The following is a 15764-nucleotide window of genomic DNA, read 5'->3' as shown; positions in this document are numbered from 1 at the left end:
CCACCCGCCGGGCAAGTTGCTTGCTGCACGCTCAACCCTCAGGAGAATCGCCATGAGCCGCACTGAAACCGACAGCCTCGGCCCCATCGACGTGCCGGATGAAGCCTACTGGGGCGCACAGACTCAGCGCTCGCTGATCAACTTCGCCATCGGCCAGGAGCGCATGCCCTTGCCAGTGGTGCATGCCCTGGCGCTGATCAAGAAAGCTGCGGCGCGGGTTAATCAGCGTATCGGTGAATTGCCCGCAGATCTGGCCCGGCTGATTGAGCAGGCCGCCAATGAAGTCTTAGCCGGCCAGCATGATGAGCAATTTCCCCTGGTGGTCTGGCAGACCGGCAGCGGTACGCAGAGCAATATGAACGTTAATGAAGTGATCGCTGGGCGCTCCAATGAACTGGCCGGCAACGGCCGTGGTGGCAAAACACCGGTGCACCCCAACGACCACGTCAACCGCGCGCAAAGCTCGAACGACAGCTTCCCAACCGCTATGCATATCGCCGCTGTGCAAGCGGTGCAGCAGCAACTTCTGCCCGCACTGCGCGAACTGCGTGATGGCTTGCAGGAGCAGGCTGAACGGCATGCTCGGCTGGTCAAGACCGGTCGCACACACATGATGGACGCCACACCGATGACCTTCGGACAGGAGCTATCGGCCTTTGTCGCGCAGCTGGGTTATGCCGAACGCGCCATCCAGGCTGCGCTGCCAGCCGTCTGCGAACTGGCCCAAGGCGGCACGGCCGTCGGCACCGGACTGAATTCACCGCAGGGCTTTGCCGATGCTATGGCTGCCGAACTGGCCGCCTTAAGTGGCATACCACTGGTCAGTGCGCCGAACAAGTTTGCCGCCCTCTCCGGCCATGAACCTTTGGTGGCGCTATCCGGTGCCTTGAAAACCCTTGCAGTGGCCCTTATGAAACTGGCTAACGATCTGCGTTTACTGGGCTCCGGCCCGCGCGCAGGGTTGGCCGAGGTACGTTTGCCCGCCAATGAGCCGGGCAGCTCGATCATGCCGGGCAAGGTCAACCCCACTCAATGCGAGGCGCTGTCAATGCTGGCCTGCCAGGTACTGGGTAACGACACCACGATTACCTTTGCCGCAAGCCAGGGCCATCTGCAACTCAATGTGTTCAAACCGGTGATCATTCACAACCTGCTGCAATCGATCCGCTTGCTGGCCGATGGCTGCCATAACTTCCAACAACACTGCGTCGCTGGCCTGCAACCGGACGCAGGGAAAATGGCCGAGCACCTGGAACGCGGTCTGATGCTGGTCACGGCGCTGAACCCGCATATCGGCTATGACAAAGCCGCACAAATCGCCAAACAGGCCTACCAGGATGGCACCACCTTGCGCGAAGCAGCACTGCAGTTGGGCTACCTGAGCAATGAACAATTCGACGCCTGGGTGCGTCCTGAAAACATGCTGGAGGCAGGTCAACATGAGTGAAGCGGCAAAGAGCGGCGCAACGCCACTGGAAGGTGATGGCAAACGCATCCTGATGATTCTCGGCACACCTAAGGGCAACAGCTTCTGCCATGCCCTCGGTGAAGCCTATGCCCAGGGCGCACGCAGCAAGGGCCACGTGGTGCGCCAGCTGAAGCTTGGCGAAATGAACTACGACCCGGTGCTGCGCGATGGCTACGAGCAAAGCCAGACCTTGGAACCGGACCTGCTGGAAGCGCAGCGGCAGATCCACTGGGCCGAGCATCTGGTCTTCGTCTATCCGGTCTGGTGGGGCGGCATTCCCGCGCTACTCAAAGGCTTTTTTGACCGCACCTTTCTACCCGGTTTCGCCTTCAAGTACCGCAACCGCTCGCAACTCTGGGACAAGCTGCTGACGGGGCGCACGGCTGACCTGCTGGTGACCATGGATACCCCGCCCTGGTACTTCCGCTGGATTTATGGGGCCCCCGGGCATCGGCAGATGACTCGCACCATCCTCGGTTTCAGCGGCATCAAAACTCGCCGCCTGGCCGAATTCGCGCCGGTGCGCCCGTCCAGCGAAGAGCAACGTCAGAGTTGGTTACGCCGGGCAGAAACGCTCGGCAGCCGGGCCTGAACGTTACTTAGGTCAGAGCGCAGCCAAACGCGCCTTGCGGGTGCGCCAACCCGCCAACAATGACGGCCCCATCGCCGTCAGCGCCGAGCCCAGCACCACCAGTACGGCGCCGCCATAGGCCAACCAATTGATCTGTTCGGGCTGCACATGATCAGGCCACCAACTGGCAGCAAGGGCCACCGACGCAAACGTCACCAACGGCGTAATCGCCAATGCGGCGCTGACCCGCGAAGCCTCCCAATGCGCCAATGCTTCGGCAAACGCGCCATAAGCCACCAGGGTGTTCAGGCAGCAAGCGAACAGCAGCCACCCCTGTAATGGGTTGAGCTCGAGTGCTTGCAGCGGGTGTGCCCAAGGCGTCAGCAATACAGCGCAGGCCAGGTAGATCACCATCATCACCTGCAGCGAATTCCACACCGTCAACAGTTGCTTTTGCGCCAAGCCGTAGAACGTCCAAACAAACGCCGCCAGCAATACAATCAATACACCGGTGGTGTAGGCCGTCAGCGAGGTCAGTAGCTCATCCAGACGCTGGTTGAAGAACAAAGCAAAACCGACCAGCAGTACCAACAAGCCAAGCCCTTGGCCAAAGCTGAATCGCTCGCGAAAGATAAAAATACTGCTGACAAGCAACAGAATCGGAGCTACCTGAATCACCAGCTGAGTCGTGCCAGGGCTAAGCAGGTTAAGCCCCGTCAAATACAGCACATAGTTGCCGGTCAGCCCGGCAATCGCCAGCAGCAGAAGCCCGCCACCTTTCTTGCCCAGCGGGCGAAACGCCGGTAAGCGCTGACTGGCAGCCAGATAGGCCAACAGGATAGAGCCGGAAACCAGCAGGCGATACCAGGTCACCGTGACCGGGTCCATCACCTGCAGCACTTCCTTGAGCTTGATCGGCAGCACGCCCCACAGCACGGCGGTCAGCAGCGCGAGAAACAGACCGTAGAGCCAACGACCGGAAGAAATGTGCATAAACGCCTCGCAACCAGCACCGCACCCTCTGCCCGATGTGGGTTAGAGCGGTAACGCCGCATTCTAGGTCGTCCCAGCAAACCGGCACAGTCACAGACAAGCACCGCAATTCACGGAAACTGTACTGATGGCTGCACCGCATCAAGCCAGCGCTCTGGCGTCAAAAAATATGAAAACCAGTGAAATCAAGCCGAATTTCGGCAAAACCGACCATTTGTCGTCAAAATCTGCAGCCATCCAAACGCCGTTTAAACTGACCTCAACAGCTCATTTTGCGTGAGGTTCATTTATGTTCGGCCAACGTCATATCGACCATAACCCCGGGACCCACTACCGCAGTGAGCGCGTCAGCGCGGTCAACGGGCAATACTTCTTTTCCACCCGCGAGGGTACGCTGGAAGGCCCGTACTTCAACCGAACGGATGCTGAACGGGAGATCGCTTTCTATATACGCCGGATGAAACAGGCCAACGAGATCATCGAAAGTCGCGCATTCTGAACACAAAAACCAGCCAATAAAAAACCGCGACATGTCGCGGTTTTTTATTGAGAGCAGGACGATCAGCGCACGGCTTCAAACAACCCGGTCGCGCCCATGCCGCCGCCCACACACATGGTGACGATGCCGTAACGCAGGTTACGCCGCTGCAGCTCACGCACCAGATGGCCGACCTGACGCGAACCCGTCATGCCGAACGGGTGGCCGATGGAAATCGAGCCGCCGTTGACGTTGTACTTGGCGTTGTCGATTTCCAGACGGTCACGGGCATACAGGCACTGCGAAGCAAACGCCTCGTTAAGCTCCCACAGGTCGATGTCGGCAATACTCAGGCCCTTGGCCTTGAGCAGCTTGGGCACCGAGAACACCGGGCCAATGCCCATCTCGTCCGGCTCACAACCGGCGGCAACAAAGCCACGGAAGAACGCCAGTGGTTTGAGACCCAGCTCGATGGCTTTTTCCAGGCTCATCACCAGGGTCATCGAAGCGCCATCGGAGAGCTGTGAGGCGTTGCCAGCGGTGACCGAACCGTCATCGGCAAACACCGGCTTAAGCGCGGCCAGACTTTCCAGAGTGGTGTCAGCACGGTTGCAGTCGTCGTGAGCGACGATGCCGTCGACGATGCTCTTCTCGCCGGTGGCTTTATCTTCGACTTGATACTTGACGTGCATCGGCACGATTTCATCGTCGAACAGGCCTTCGGCCTGCGCCCGCGCAGTGCGCTGCTGGCTCTGCAGAGCATAAGCGTCCTGGGCTTCGCGGCTGACGTTGTAACGACGGGCGACGATCTCGGCGGTCTGGCCCATCGGGTAATAGATGCCCGGCACGTCTTTTTGCAGCAGCGGGTTGAACAGGTTCTGCGTGTTCATGCTTTTCAGGGTCATGGTGATCGACTCAACGCCGCCCGCCACGATTACATCGCTGCAGCCCGACGCCACCTGGTTAGCTGCAATCGCAATGGCCTGCAGACCTGAAGAGCAGAAACGATTGAGGGTCATGCCCGCCACGTTGGTGCCCAGTCCGGACAACACCGCCACGTTACGGCCAATGTTCATGCCCTGAGCGCCTTCATTGGAGCCGGCACCAACGATGCAGTCATCCACCAGCGCTGGGTCGATACAGGTGCGCGCCAGCAATGCATTGACGCAATGAGCCGCCATGTCGTCTGGACGGGTCAGATTGAACTTGCCACGGAAGGACTTGGCCAAACCAGTCCGTACGCTGTCAACAATCACCACTTCACGCATGTCGCACCTCATTGTTATTGGGTTGAGTTGCCAACAAGAATAAAGCCGGACAATCTCGCTCAGCGATGATCATTCATCAGCCGTATGCGCGACCATCCTCTTGCCCATGTGCCTTAGTCTTTGCTGAACGCCGCTTCGAGCGCCTCGTTGATGGTGCGAAGCACCTTGATCCGGGCAAAGCGCTTGTCATTGGCTTCCACCAACGTCCACGGTGCGATTTCCGTGCTGGTGCGGTCGACCATATCGCCTACCGCATCGCGGTACAGCGGCCATTTCTCACGGTTGCGCCAGTCTTCTTCGGTGATCTTGAAGCGTTTAAAGGGGATCTGTTCGCGGGCTTTGAAGCGCTCCAACTGGGTCTGCTGATCAATCGACAACCAGAACTTCACCAGCACCACGCCGGCTTCGCTGAGCTGCTCCTCGAAATCATTGATCTCGCCATAGGCGCGTAACCAGTCGCCGGTGCTGCAGAAGCCCTCGACCCGCTCCACCAGCACCCGGCCATACCAGGAGCGATCAAATACGGTGAACTTACCGCGCGGTGGAATATGCCGCCAGAAACGCCACAGATAGGGCTGCGCGCGCTCTTCTTCGGTTGGCGCGGCAACTGGAACGATGCGGTACTGGCGGGGATCAAGCGCACCGATCACCCGGCGAATCGCGCCGCCCTTGCCGGCGGCATCATTACCTTCGAACACCGCGATCAGCGAATGGCGGCGCATGCGTTTGTCGCGCATCAGGCTGGACAAGCGTGCCTGTTCAACCACCAGTTGCTCGTTGTAGCTGTCCTTGTCCAGCGCCTGGGTCATGTCCAGGCTGTCGATCAGCCCACGTTCATCCAGGCTGGATGTCAGCGGCGCGGCATGAGGATGAGGTACTGGGCGCGCCTTGGCCTTCAACGCGGCTTGCAAGCCATCGAGCAGAATGCGTCCGACCGTCAGGCTGCGGTAATACTCGTCAGCCCCTTCGACCACATACCAGGGCGCATAATCGCGACTGGTGCGGCGCAGCACACGCTCGCCAACGCGTACAAACTTGTCGTAGGTTTTTGACTGTTGCCAGTCCAATGGACTGATACGCCAGCTGTGCAGCGGGTCATCCTGCAGCGCCTTGAGCCGCGCCTTCATCTGCTGTTTGGACAGGTGGAACCAGAACTTGAAGATCAGCGTGCCCTCATCGCAGAGCATGCGCTCCAGCCCAAGGGTGGTATCGATGGCCTGATCGAGCACAGCATTCTTGATCCGCCCATGCACCCGCCCCTGCAGCATCTGGCTGTACCAGTTGCCGAAGAAAATGCCGATACGTCCCTTGGGCGGCAGTTGCCGCCAGTAACGCCAGGCCGGCGGGCGCGCCAGCTCTTCATCAGTCTGCTGATCGAAGGTACTGACCTGAATCAGTCGCGCATCCATCCACTCATTGAGCAGCTTGACCGTCTCGCCCTTACCCGCACCTTCGATGCCGTTGATCAGAATAAGCACGGCAAAACGCCCTTGCTGCTGCAGCTCATACTGCGCTTCCAGCAGTGCTTCGCGCAGCGCAGGGGCCTCGGCCTCAAAGGTTTCTTTATCAATGCTGCGGCCGATCTCGGCGGATTCGAACATAGCCCACTCCCTGACAATATCGTTTGAGCCTAGCGGATCGGCGGTGGCTTTGGCCAAAGCTATTGTGGGATTCACTCAGCGCCGGGTAATCAGCCCCTGCTTGGCTACGCGCGTCAACTGCCGCACGGTTTCATCCAGCTGCGCGGCCGTTGGCGCCTGGATCACCGCCATATCGAAATGATTGCTGGCAAAGCGCGCCAGGGATTCGCCGTCGTGAACAAAGTTGATCAGAAAGGTCCGCGGTCCCGGCCAACGCTTGGGCCAACCATCTAGGTAGCGCAGCAAGGTCGGCTGGTGGCTACCGCCAAGCAGGATTTTCGGATTGTGCAGGGTCAGCCCGGACGTGATCGGGGCCAGGCGAATAAGCGGTTGGGGACAGTGCATCGATATGTCTCCGCCTCATTGAGTCCGCTGGGCAGCGGTGAGAGGCGACACCGAACCAGCGCTTTAGCGGAATTTCAAAGCCTCCGAAGAGTGCTTCTCAGGGCACTGCAATCAGCAGTTAACCCGGCGCCCCGCAAGTAGCTGTTTAAATCGGCGCATGAGTCGGCATCCTAGAGAAGCCCGCGCAGCACTGTCAAGGTGTGCAACCACGCCCCGACCCAACCACCCCAACCTTTGGTTGGTGACCGCACTCATCAGCCTGCCAACCGGGCCTTTTGCCAACGGTGCGCAGACCGCAGCTCTGCCATATGGGGCCTGAATCCAGGCATACGTCGTTTCACCCCGTAACAAACCCGCAGTCGTGCCCCCATGCCGAAATGTGTTCACAGTCGATGCAGCACCCGTGGTAGACGGCTGCATGACTCTTTATGGGGGCTGGCATGGTTTCTGCCAATACCCTTGGGCTGATGTACGCGCCACGGGATGGGCGTTTTGGCTGCATGGATTGCCTTGAACTGCCCGATAAACCCTAGCGAGAGCACCAATGAACAACAATAAAACCCTGCTCGCCCTCTGCCTGGGCGCCGGCTTGCTGGCCTCTGGCAACACCCATGCTTTCTGGTTCGGCTCCTCCGGCTACACCCAGACCAAGTACCCGGTTGTACTGGCCCACGGTATGCTCGGCTTCGACAGTATCCTGGGCGTCGACTACTGGTACGGCATTCCTGCCGCGCTGCGGCGCGACGGTGCCAGCGTGTACATCACAGAAGTCAGCCAACTGAACACCTCGGAAGCACGCGGCGAAGAACTGCTGGATCAGGTGGAAGAGATTGTCGCCATCAGCGGCAAGCCCAAGGTCAATCTGATTGGCCATAGCCATGGCGGACCGACCATCCGCTACGTCGCTGCCGTCAAACCAAACCTGATTGCCTCCGCCACCAGCGTCGGTGCACCGCATAAAGGCTCGGCCACCGCCGACTTTATCCGCCAGGTACCGCCGGGTTCAGCTGGAGAAACCCTGCTATCGGGTATCGTCAATGGCCTCGGCACATTGATCAACTTCCTCTCTGGCAGTTCGAGCACCACCCCGCAGAACGCACTTGGATCGCTGGAATCTCTTAACAGCCAGGGTGCAGCGCGTTTCAACGCCAAGTTCCCACAGGGGATTCCAACCACCGCCTGCGGTGAAGGTGCTTACAGCGTCAATGGCGTGCGCTACTACTCCTGGAGTGGTACCAGCCCGGTGACCAATATCATCGACCCGAGCGACCTGCTGCTGGGCGCCACCGCGCTAACCTTCAATGGCGAAGCCAACGACGGCCTGGTTGGCCGCTGCAGCTCGCGCATGGGCAAGGTAATCCGCGATAACTACCGGATGAACCACCTCGATGAGGTCAACCAGACCCTCGGCCTGACCAGCCTGTTTGAAACGGACCCGGTCACGGTCTACCGCCAACATGCCAACCGCCTGAAAAACGACGGCCTGTAACGGCTTCACCAGGGGCTGCCGTGCAGCCTCTGGTGCTGTTGTCCGTTTCGCCGAACTCGCCTGTCCGCCTGAAGAGTGCCTGTGAAAAAATTTCTGCTGCTCTCCCCGCTTTTGTTCGCCGCCTGCCTGGCTCTCGCGCTGTACCTGCAGCCCGTGGATATTCCCGCGCAGCTCAATGACGATGCGCCACAGCCAATTCAACGCAGTGATACGCCATCGGCTACACCAAGCCAGATCGGCATGCAGACCCAAGTCGCGCCACTAAAAAAACTGCCCGCTTCATTCGGCGGCACCACAGTGGATGGCGTCTTTCGTCTGGACGCTAACGGCAACCTGCTGATCAGCGAAGACATCCGGCGCATCTTCGATTATTTCCTTGCCGCAGCCGGTGAAGAACCGCTGCGTACCAGCGTCGAGCGGCTGCGTGCCTATATCGCCGCAGAACTGCCGGCCAATGCCCGTGAGCAGGCCCTGGTTCTGCTCAACCAGTACCTCGACTATAAGCGCGAGTTGGTACTGCTCGAACGCGACCTGCCGCAGATGGCTAATCTGGATGCCCTGCGTCAGCGCGAGGCCGCCGTGCAGGCACTGCGCGCGCGGATTTTCGACAGTGAAACGCAGCAAGCATTCTTCGCCCGCGAAGAGGCCTACAACCAATTCACCCTGCAACGCCTGGCGATTCTGCAGAACAGCCAGCTGGACGATACCGGCAAAGCCGCCGCCGTCGATCAACTGCGCAACAATCTGCCTGCCGAGATGCAGGACACCGTGCTGCCGCAACTGCAGAACGAGCTGCGCCAGCAAACCGCGCGACTGCAGGCGGCCGGCGCCAAACCGGAACAGATCCGCCAGCTGCGTCAGCAACTGGTCGGCGCCGAAGCCACCCAGCGCCTCGAAGTGCTCGATCAGCAGCGGCAAACCTGGAAAAAACGCATTGCCCAGTACAGCACTGAAAAAGCCGCCATCGAAAACAACCCAGGCATGAGCGCCAGCGACAAACGCGCCGCCATTGCCCAGCTGGCCGCAGAGAACTTCGATGAGCGTGAACAGCTGCGCCTGGAAGCTGCCGAACAGCTGGCGACGCAGAACAAACCCCAACCCTGAAACGCAAAAAGCCCACCGAAGTGGGCTTTTTACTGGCTGCTGCCGTGTCGATTAACCAGCGATGCGCTTGTCCAGGGACAGTTTGCCAGCGCCTTCAATCAGGATTGCTACGCTGATCGCCAAGAGTGCCAGGGCAAACTCATAACCGTTGTTGCTCATGAAGAAACCATTGGCCAGGTGCACAGTGGCAATCGCCACCACCATGGTCACTGCCAGTACCGCTGCAGCTGGGCGCGCCAGCAGACCGATAATCAAGGCAATGCCACCAAAGAACTCGGCGCTACCGGCCATCAGTGCCAACAAGTAGCCTGGCGCCAGACCGATGCTTTCCATCCACTGCCCTACGCCTTCCAGGCCGTAACCGCCAAACCAGCCAAACAGCTTCTGCGCACCGTGGGCGGCAAAGGTAATGCCGGCGATGATGCGCAGCACGGTAAGGCCATAGCCAGCTTGAGTTGCAACAACAGATTTAATCAGAGCGTTCATGTGCAGCAATCCTTGTAGTGAGGGGTTGATGGAACAAAGATTAAACCAATTAACCAATATTTAAAGCGCATAAAATCGCTTTAAAATATCGAATAAATTAATAAATCAACATTCTCAACCTGCGCGCTAGGGTTCAAGCAGATAGCGCTCACGGTCATAAGCAAGGTAGTACTTATTCACGCTATTCACATAGCTGACCACGCCCATGCCCATCTGCTCCATCGCCACCCGTTCGACCTGGAAGAACCACTGGTTAGGATTTAGGCCACGCCGACGCGCTTCAGCCCGCAAGCTCTGCACCCGTTGCGGGCCCAGGTTGTAGCCCGCCAGGATAAAGGCCATGCGCTCACGCTCGTTGAGCTGTGGGCTGTTGAAGTAGTTGCGACGAATCATCGCCAGGTACTTGGCGCTGGCCTGCACGTTGTTATCCAGCACGCCTATATTGCTCACGCCAACACTGCGTGCCGCCGCCGGGGTGATCTGCATCAGACCGGTGGCACCGCCCGCACCTCGGGCGGCGGGGTTAAGGGTCGATTCCTTAAAGGCCACGGCAGCCAGCGCCAACCAATCGAAATCATGCTGGGTCGCATAGCGTTGTAGCACCGGACGGACCTTTTCCAGGCGCTGACGCTCGGTACGGCCCAGCGGATAATGCACTTTGTACAGCCGCCGATAGACGCGCTGGAACGCGGCATCTAAATCCGCGGGATCACGGTAGCCCTTGAGGAAGCGGTCGATACTGGCGCCAAGCATGGGGGTGTCGCGACGCACATACCAGCGCATGTCACCGTCGCTGGCCAATGGCAGGTGGCGGTCCAGGCGCAACTTAGGCATCACCTTGGCCCAACGTTCAGCAATCGGTTGCTCGACTGCGGTGACACTGAAGATTCCAGCCTGGACCATTTCCAACACGTCCTCGACCGCCAAGCTCGGGTCAACCCACTCGACGACAATCGGTGAGCGTTTGCTGTCGATCAGCCGCTGATTGAGCGCCCGTACCGCCTCACCCGCCACACTGCCTGCAGGCAATGCCAAACTGCGTCCAGACAGCTGTTCGAGGTTCTGATAACGCCGGTTACCCTGTTTGGCAACGATGATCACTGGCACGTTGCTGCGGATCGCCGCACTGGCGCTGAGGTTACTGCCGCGCGGCATATTCAATAGTTCGCCAGGCGCGACCAGATCGCCTTCGCCCCGCTGCAGGGCGGCCAGCAATTGGTCCTTGGCGCGCGGAATGATCTTCAGCTTGAGTGTGCGGCCATCCCGCGAGTTGCGATTGAGGTACTGCTCGAAGGCGCGCATACGTTGATATTCAACACCAATGCTCTGGCCTTTGACTTCACCCGAGCTGTTGCGGCTCTGGTTGACCAGCACGCGCAACTCGCCGCTGCTGCGAATACTCGCCAGGTCGCGAACCGCCTTAGGCTGCTCGACTTCCAGCGGGCCAGCCACGCGCGCTACCGCCGTGCAAGACAGCAGCAATAGGCAGCAGATGAGCAGCACTCGCGACATCAAGGCTCCAGGGCAGAATCGGCCGAAAGATCAGCACCGCCACCCGGTTAAACAGGCTGCAGACAAGTCAACTGACCCCTCGCGCGGGGCGCGGAGGTTCGCACAGCCCGCACTCAGACGCCAGCCGACAATCACATACAACATCACGTATAAGCTTTAAGTTGCTGTATTTATTAGCTTTTAATCTATTAAAAAAGCTCTGCTATGCTGCCCAATCAATTCAGCAGGTAGCACCATGCAACTCATCGACATCGGCGTCAATCTGACTCACCCAAGCTTTGCTGAACAACGCGAAGCACTCCTCGCTCGCGCCTATGCGGCGGGCGTCCAGCAAATGCTGTTAACCGGCACCAGTCTGACGGAAAGCCAACACGCCCTAGAGCTGTGCCGACAGTTGGATGACAGCGCCGAACATTTGTTCAGCACTGCCGGTATTCACCCCCACGACGCTAGCAGCTGGAACAGCGACAGCCATGCGCAGCTCAAGGCTTTACTGGAAGATCCCAGAGTGCGCGCGGTGGGCGAATGCGGGCTGGACTTCAATCGCGATTTTTCACCACGGCCACAACAGGAACAGGTGTTGGAGCAGCAGTTAGCCCTGGCGGTAGAACTGCAACTGCCGGTATTCCTGCATGAACGCGATGCCGACGAGCGCCTGCTGGCGATCCTGCGGCACTTCCGCGACCAGCTGCCGGCGGCCGTGGTGCATTGTTTCACCGGGGAGAAGCGCGCGCTGTTCAACTTCCTGGATATGGACCTGCACATCGGCATCACCGGTTGGATCTGCGACGAGCGCCGCGGCAGTAACCTGCATCCGCTGGTCAAGGAAATCCCCCGCGGCCGCCTGATGCTGGAAAGTGATGCGCCGTTCCTGCTGCCACGCAGCCTGCGCCCGAAGCCGAAGAACGGTCGTAACGAGCCGGCCTTTCTGGTTGAGGTGTTGCGTGAAGTGGCGTTGCACCGCGGTGAAACCGAACAGGTTTTGGCGGCCCATACCAGCGCTACAGCCCGGGCCTTCTTCAACCTGCCCACCCCAAAGGGTACGACCGACTGAACCCTGAGTAGCGCAGTGAGTGCTAGCTTGTTGATAAGGATCAATAGCGCCGCAGTGTCGTTGACCGACACTACTGGCACTTTGCCAAGCCTTCACCTCACACAGAGACACCTGCATGGGCCATTGGATCAGCGACCTTTCCCTGAAGTACAAATTCTGGGCCGTAAATGCCGTGGCCTTCTTTACCACGCTGCTGTTGGTGCTCTATGCGCTGCAGCTGGAGCAGCAGGTGCACCACACCGCCGCCAAGCAGGCCGCACAGCAGCAGGCCCGACTATTAAGCCAATGGCCGCAGGATCAGGCCCTGCCAAGCGCGAGCAACCTGCTGAGCGTTGCGGCCGGCCAGACTCCACGCCTGCCGGACAATCAGGGCAGCGCCCTGGCCAACGCCCGCGGCTGGGTCGATTTGAATGGCAGTGAGGGTCTGATTGGTGCCGAAGTCATCGTCCGTGAAGACGGTCAGCGCCTGGCCATCACCGCCTCGGCGCCAAGCCTGCCCGACGTGTTTTTCGACCGTGCACCGAGCTATGCCCTGGTCGTTGCGCTCTTGATGCTGCTGTTGCTGGCGGCCTCGCAGTTGCTGATTCGCTTTCTGCTCAGCCACCTCAACACCCTCAAGGATGTGATGCTGCAGGTGGAAAAAAGCGGCGACCTCAGCGCCCGTGTGCCACTCGACAGCAAAGATGAAGTGGGCCAGATGGCCAGTGCCTTTAATGCCATGCAGGCGGGCTACCAGCGTGTTGTTGGCATCGTTGCCCAGTCAGCAGCGCAGCTGGATGAAGGTGCCGAACGCTTGGCCGGTAATATGCGCGATGTACGCCAGGGCATGCTCGAACAGCAAAGCGAAACGGAGCAAGCGGCTACGGCAATCAATCAGATGTCCGCCACCGTGCATCACATTGCCGAACACACCGCCGATACCCGTGACCAGTCCAAGAATGCCGAACACCTGGCGCACAGCGGCCAGCAGGCAGTCAACCGCGTGAGTCTGTCGATTTCCGGGCTGTCCAGCGGCGTGCAGCAAACCGCGCAGATGATCGAAAAGCTGGCCGCCGACAGCCAGAAGATCGGTGGCGTGGTCAGTGAAATCCATGGCATTGCCGAACAGACCAACCTGCTCGCCTTGAACGCTGCCATTGAAGCCGCCCGTGCCGGTGAAATGGGGCGCGGCTTTGCCGTGGTAGCAGATGAAGTGCGCAACCTGGCTAGACGGGTGCAGGACTCCACCGATGTGATCACCCAAATGATCAATACCCTGCAAAGCGGCACCCGTGATGCCGTGGACTTTATGCAGGACAGTTCGATCAAAGCCGATGAATGCGTCAAACAGGCCGGTGAAGCCGGCCAGGCGCTGGTGGCCATCACCGAGTCGGTGGCGCATATGCGTGAAAGCAATACGCAGATTGCCGTGGCGGCGGAACAGCAGAGCCAAGTGGCTGAAGAAATGAACCGCGCGGTGATCCGCATCCGCGACGTGACCGAACAAACCGTCAGCCAAACGGGGGAATCGGCGCTAACCAGTGCCAACCTGGCCAATTTGGCCGGTTCACTGAACACTGCCATTCGTCAGCTCAAGCTGTGAAGAGCGGGCAATTCAGCCGTTGCAGCACTCCACTGCAACGGCCTTAGTCAGCGCTTAACCGAAAACCGCCACCGTCTGCCGGCTGATGGCCAGCAACTCCCCTTTGGCGCTCCACATTGCTGCGGCCACATGGCCGTAGCCATCGCGGGCATGCTCGATATGCGCCCGGTACAGACACCAGTCCTGCGTCGTCAGCGCCGTCATTGGCTGCACAAACTCAATCGTCCAGGTCAACGTACTACCGGGCGCTGGCGCACTCAGGTGTGGCAAAACCGCAGGCGGCCACGCATCCACCAAGGCCAGCAGGTGAGCCTCAGTGACCACCTCGACCGCTTCCTGATCACGTAGACGCACCCAGCCGCCCATGTCCCGCGACGGATTATTGGTGAAAGGCAAACCACCAAACGCCCAGCGCATGGCCAGAAAACGGGTGAACTCAGGGGTTACAGTGGGGATATACGGCATTTCCTGGCAGGCTTCCACGGCCTTGGCCTCCGGTGCCGGCTCTGCCGACACGGCAATACGCGAGTCGCGCCCAGCACCGAAGCTACCCTGGACGATAGTCACCACTTGCCCATCTTGGATTGCCCGCCCCAATACCTGGCTGACGGCCTTGCCTTCACGCAGCACTTCCACCTCAAAGCACACGGGTACGTCAGGCGCCGCAGGGCCAACAAAGGTAATCGCCAGAGAGCGTGGCGGGCGCCCGCTTGGCACCTGAGCACGCATGGCCTCATAGGCCAGCGCCGCCACCAAACCGCCGAAACTGGCACGGCCTTGTCCCCATGCAGCAGGAATCCGCACCGCTTGAGGGTTGTCACGCACCGCCTGGAGTAATTCGGAAAAGCCCATAAGCACCTCGAACACTGAAGATGCAGGTGATCTTAGGGCAAAGACGCCAGCGAATGACACGACATTTCGGCCAAACACGCCGAAGGTTTAACGACTTTTCTGCCAACTCAGTCGTCAGCGCGCGCAAAACCTGTGGCCAGTGCCTGCAAGGCCAGATCAGCTTGCTGCTCGGCGTCGAGCATCGCCGCCCGCCAAACCGCTACGCACGGTTGCAAATCTGCTTCGGCTTCGGCGCACTGCAACCATTGCCAGTGGTCATGCCAATCACCCAGCGCTGATTGCGCCTGTTTAAGCTGCAGGCGCAGACGACCGGAAAAACCGGCCAGCTGCGGATAGGCCTCGGCGGCATAACGCAGACGCTTGACCAGCAAGCGCAGGCGATGGCGGTCATGTGCAGGATCAAGCAGTGCCTGCTTCAGGCGCTTGCGATCCTTGCGCAAGCGTTGCTTGATCAACTTGTCCAAACCACGCAGCTGTCCGTTGCTAGCCGCCTGACGCCATTGCCACGGCCAGTCATCCAAAGCAGTAAGCAGATGGGCCAACGGCGCGCAGTCCAACAGCTGCAGGTAGCCCTGCTGTAACAGTGGTAGCCGAGATTTCGCGGCGCTATCGAGCCCTTGCTGTTGCAGATAGTCCTGCAGCACTTCAAGGTCGCGCAGCGGACCGGTCAAGCGGCCCAGCTCTGCCGCCCGCAGCTGCAACGCCTCACAGGCGGCGACCGAAGATAACGGCCGCAGCAAGCTGCGCAACTGGCGCAAGGCAATACGCAGATCGTGCAGGGCCTCGCCATCGGTGGTCACCCGCAGCCGTTCACGACAGGCAAACAAGCGCATCTGAATACGCAGTACGTGTCGTGGCACCTCATCAATCAAGCCCTGCATTGCCTCACTCCTGTGAAATCACTACCCAGACTATGCGCTTA

At 59.6% G+C, this 15764-nt stretch carries 16 protein-coding genes; 8 read left to right on the top strand and 8 right to left on the bottom strand.

What is annotated here, in order from left to right; translation table 11 throughout:
• The first annotated feature begins 52 nt into the window (after positions 1-52).
• A complete protein-coding gene (locus CUR33_RS15235) occupies positions 53-1447 on the top strand; it encodes a class II fumarate hydratase (protein WP_289240193.1) in 1395 nt (464 codons plus the stop codon).
• A complete protein-coding gene (locus tag CUR33_RS15230) occupies positions 1440-2060 on the top strand; it encodes an NAD(P)H-dependent oxidoreductase (protein ID WP_170048847.1) in 621 nt (206 codons plus the stop codon). The genes CUR33_RS15235 and CUR33_RS15230 overlap by 8 nt, the downstream gene beginning before the upstream one ends.
• Positions 2061-2072: 12 nt before the next feature.
• On the opposite strand, the gene CUR33_RS15225 is transcribed toward CUR33_RS15230, so the two are convergent.
• Positions 2073-3032 carry a DMT family transporter gene (locus tag CUR33_RS15225; protein WP_289240192.1) on the bottom strand — a complete coding sequence of 320 codons (960 nt, stop codon included), beginning with the start codon at positions 3030-3032 and terminating at the stop codon, positions 2073-2075.
• A gap of 127 nt (positions 3033-3159) precedes the next feature.
• On the opposite strand from CUR33_RS15225, the gene CUR33_RS15220 reads away from it, so the two are divergent.
• Positions 3160-3312 (top strand): hypothetical protein, encoded by a 153-nt coding sequence (locus CUR33_RS15220; protein WP_289240191.1) that lies wholly within the window; start codon positions 3160-3162, stop codon positions 3310-3312.
• Between the two features lie 9 nt (positions 3313-3321).
• Complete coding sequence (locus CUR33_RS15215) at positions 3322-3531, top strand: DUF6316 family protein (protein ID WP_090253457.1); 210 nt, start codon at positions 3322-3324, stop codon at positions 3529-3531.
• A gap of 62 nt (positions 3532-3593) precedes the next feature.
• Here the strand turns inward: CUR33_RS15215 and CUR33_RS15210 are convergent, their stop codons facing one another.
• From CUR33_RS15210 to CUR33_RS15200, 3 genes are all read right to left on the bottom strand, one after another.
• The gene (locus CUR33_RS15210) at positions 3594-4778 is read right to left on the bottom strand and encodes a thiolase family protein (RefSeq protein ID WP_289240190.1); all 1185 of its coding nucleotides are present in this window, start codon (positions 4776-4778) and stop codon (positions 3594-3596) included.
• 113 nt (positions 4779-4891) lie between these two features.
• Complete coding sequence (pap, locus tag CUR33_RS15205) at positions 4892-6379, bottom strand: polyphosphate:AMP phosphotransferase (protein ID WP_090253452.1); 1488 nt, start codon at positions 6377-6379, stop codon at positions 4892-4894.
• Between the two features lie 75 nt (positions 6380-6454).
• Positions 6455-6763, bottom strand: a complete 309-nt coding sequence (locus CUR33_RS15200) for a hypothetical protein (protein WP_090253450.1) — start codon at positions 6761-6763, stop codon at positions 6455-6457.
• 544 nt (positions 6764-7307) lie between these two features.
• Here CUR33_RS15200 and CUR33_RS15195 point away from each other — a divergent pair.
• The gene (locus CUR33_RS15195; RefSeq protein WP_090253448.1) at positions 7308-8252 is read left to right on the top strand and encodes a triacylglycerol lipase; all 945 of its coding nucleotides are present in this window, start codon (positions 7308-7310) and stop codon (positions 8250-8252) included.
• 81 nt (positions 8253-8333) lie between these two features.
• A complete protein-coding gene (locus tag CUR33_RS15190) occupies positions 8334-9356 on the top strand; it encodes a lipase secretion chaperone (RefSeq protein WP_289240189.1) in 1023 nt (340 codons plus the stop codon).
• 51 nt (positions 9357-9407) lie between these two features.
• Here the strand turns inward: CUR33_RS15190 and CUR33_RS15185 are convergent, their stop codons facing one another.
• On the bottom strand, positions 9408-9842 hold the full coding sequence (locus tag CUR33_RS15185; protein ID WP_090253443.1) for a DoxX family protein: 435 nt from the start codon (positions 9840-9842) through the stop codon (positions 9408-9410).
• 126 nt (positions 9843-9968) lie between these two features.
• Positions 9969-11354, bottom strand: coding sequence for an MltF family protein (locus tag CUR33_RS15180; protein ID WP_289240188.1), 1386 nt, complete (start codon positions 11352-11354; stop codon positions 9969-9971).
• Between the two features lie 235 nt (positions 11355-11589).
• On the opposite strand from CUR33_RS15180, the gene CUR33_RS15175 reads away from it, so the two are divergent.
• Both CUR33_RS15175 and CUR33_RS15170 read left to right on the top strand, forming a co-directional pair.
• Positions 11590-12408 (top strand): TatD family hydrolase, encoded by an 819-nt coding sequence (locus CUR33_RS15175; protein ID WP_289240187.1) that lies wholly within the window; start codon positions 11590-11592, stop codon positions 12406-12408.
• Between the two features lie 115 nt (positions 12409-12523).
• Positions 12524-13990 carry a methyl-accepting chemotaxis protein gene (locus CUR33_RS15170; protein ID WP_289240186.1) on the top strand — a complete coding sequence of 489 codons (1467 nt, stop codon included), beginning with the start codon at positions 12524-12526 and terminating at the stop codon, positions 13988-13990.
• A gap of 54 nt (positions 13991-14044) precedes the next feature.
• Here CUR33_RS15170 and CUR33_RS15165 read toward each other — a convergent pair whose 3' ends face one another.
• Together CUR33_RS15165 and CUR33_RS15160 are read right to left on the bottom strand one after the other, a co-directional pair.
• Positions 14045-14842 (bottom strand): acyl-CoA thioesterase, encoded by a 798-nt coding sequence (locus CUR33_RS15165; RefSeq protein ID WP_090253431.1) that lies wholly within the window; start codon positions 14840-14842, stop codon positions 14045-14047.
• A gap of 107 nt (positions 14843-14949) precedes the next feature.
• Positions 14950-15723: a CHAD domain-containing protein gene (locus CUR33_RS15160; protein ID WP_289240185.1), complete on the bottom strand. Its 774-nt coding sequence runs from the start codon at positions 15721-15723 to the stop codon at positions 14950-14952.
• Positions 15724-15764: the final 41 nt, after the last annotated feature.

The sequence above is a fragment of the Pseudomonas sp. FEMGT703P genome (assembly GCF_002786345.1).
Lineage (GTDB): Bacteria > Pseudomonadota > Gammaproteobacteria > Pseudomonadales > Pseudomonadaceae > Aquipseudomonas > Aquipseudomonas peli.
Note: the sequence above shows the minus strand (reverse complement) of the source record. Positions and strands in the feature narration are given on the sequence as shown.

Bases quoted from the DNA above. Each gene is read 5' to 3' on its own strand.
- CUR33_RS15235 (WP_289240193.1), top strand. From the start codon at position 53: ATGAGCCGCACTGAAACCGACAGCCTCGGCCCCATCGACGTGCCGGAT.
- CUR33_RS15230 (WP_170048847.1), top strand. From the start codon at position 1,440: ATGAGTGAAGCGGCAAAGAGCGGCGCAACGCCACTGGAAGGTGATGGC.
- CUR33_RS15225 (WP_289240192.1), bottom strand. From the start codon at position 3,032: ATGCACATTTCTTCCGGTCGTTGGCTCTACGGTCTGTTTCTCGCGCTG.
- CUR33_RS15220 (WP_289240191.1), top strand. From the start codon at position 3,160: ATGGCTGCACCGCATCAAGCCAGCGCTCTGGCGTCAAAAAATATGAAA.
- CUR33_RS15215 (WP_090253457.1), top strand. From the start codon at position 3,322: ATGTTCGGCCAACGTCATATCGACCATAACCCCGGGACCCACTACCGC.
- CUR33_RS15210 (WP_289240190.1), bottom strand. From the start codon at position 4,778: ATGCGTGAAGTGGTGATTGTTGACAGCGTACGGACTGGTTTGGCCAAG.
- pap (WP_090253452.1), bottom strand. From the start codon at position 6,379: ATGTTCGAATCCGCCGAGATCGGCCGCAGCATTGATAAAGAAACCTTT.
- CUR33_RS15200 (WP_090253450.1), bottom strand. From the start codon at position 6,763: ATGCACTGTCCCCAACCGCTTATTCGCCTGGCCCCGATCACGTCCGGG.
- CUR33_RS15195 (WP_090253448.1), top strand. From the start codon at position 7,308: ATGAACAACAATAAAACCCTGCTCGCCCTCTGCCTGGGCGCCGGCTTG.
- CUR33_RS15185 (WP_090253443.1), bottom strand. From the start codon at position 9,842: ATGAACGCTCTGATTAAATCTGTTGTTGCAACTCAAGCTGGCTATGGC.
- CUR33_RS15180 (WP_289240188.1), bottom strand. From the start codon at position 11,354: ATGTCGCGAGTGCTGCTCATCTGCTGCCTATTGCTGCTGTCTTGCACG.
- CUR33_RS15175 (WP_289240187.1), top strand. From the start codon at position 11,590: ATGCAACTCATCGACATCGGCGTCAATCTGACTCACCCAAGCTTTGCT.
- CUR33_RS15170 (WP_289240186.1), top strand. From the start codon at position 12,524: ATGGGCCATTGGATCAGCGACCTTTCCCTGAAGTACAAATTCTGGGCC.
- CUR33_RS15165 (WP_090253431.1), bottom strand. From the start codon at position 14,842: ATGGGCTTTTCCGAATTACTCCAGGCGGTGCGTGACAACCCTCAAGCG.
- CUR33_RS15160 (WP_289240185.1), bottom strand. From the start codon at position 15,723: ATGCAGGGCTTGATTGATGAGGTGCCACGACACGTACTGCGTATTCAG.